Source organism: Methylobacterium dankookense (genome assembly GCF_902141855.1).
In the GTDB taxonomy this organism is placed as follows: Bacteria; Pseudomonadota; Alphaproteobacteria; order Rhizobiales; family Beijerinckiaceae; genus Methylobacterium; species Methylobacterium dankookense.
The window spans coordinates 1-950 of record NZ_CABFVH010000123.1; the positions used below are offsets into that span (position 1 = coordinate 1).

The following is a 950-nucleotide window of genomic DNA, read 5'->3' on the forward strand; positions in this document are numbered from 1 at the left end:
GAGTCGAGCATCCGGCCGCTGAGCCTGTCGGAGTTCGTGGGCCAGCGCGCGGCGCGGGCCAACCTCCAGGTCTTCATCGAGGCCGCCCGCAAGACCGGCCAGGCCCTCGACCACGTCCTCTTCGTCGGCCCTCCCGGCCTCGGCAAGACCACGCTGGCCCAGATCGTCGCGCGCGAGCTCGGCGTCAGCTTCCGCTCCACCTCCGGACCCGTCATCGCCAAGGCCGGCGATCTCGCCGCCCAGCTCACCAACCTCGAAGAGCGCGACGTGCTCTTCATCGACGAGATCCACCGCCTCAACCCGGCCGTCGAAGAGATCCTCTATCCGGCCATGGAGGATTACCAGCTCGACCTCATCATCGGTGAGGGCCCCGCCGCCCGCTCGGTCAAGATCGAGCTGCCCAAGTTCACCCTCGTCGGCGCCACCACCCGCGCCGGCCTGCTGTCCACGCCCTTGCGCGACCGCTTCGGCATCCCGGTGCGGCTGGCCTTCTACGACGTGGACGAATTGCGCCTGATCGTGGAGCGGGGCGCGCGCGTGCTGGGGCTCGGCATGGCCCGCGACGGCGCCGACGAGATCGCCAAGCGGGCGCGCGGCACGCCGCGCATCGCCGGGCGCCTGCTGCGGCGGGTGCGCGACTTCGCGGTGGTGGCCGACGAGCCCACCGTGACGCGGGCTCTCGCCGACCGGGCGCTCGGGCTGCTCGACGTCGACCCGCTCGGGCTCGACGTGATGGACCGCCGCTATCTCGGGCTGATCGCGGGCTCGTTCGGGGGCGGCCCGGTGGGGATCGAGACGATCGCGGCGGCGCTCTCGGAGCCGCGCGACGCCATCGAGGACATCATCGAGCCCTACCTGATCCAGCAGGGCTTCGTGCAGCGCACGCCACGCGGCCGCCTCCTCACCGCCCACGCCTTCCGCCACATGGGCCTCACCCCGCCGCGGCGGGA

General features: G+C 72.5%; 1 protein-coding gene. It reads left to right on the forward strand.

Features of this window, described 5'->3' with window-relative positions; translation table 11 throughout:
- Nucleotides 1–950, forward strand: a 950-nt coding sequence (gene ruvB / locus MTDSW087_RS29845) for a Holliday junction branch migration DNA helicase RuvB (RefSeq protein WP_144769411.1), incomplete at both ends; no start/stop codon positions are given.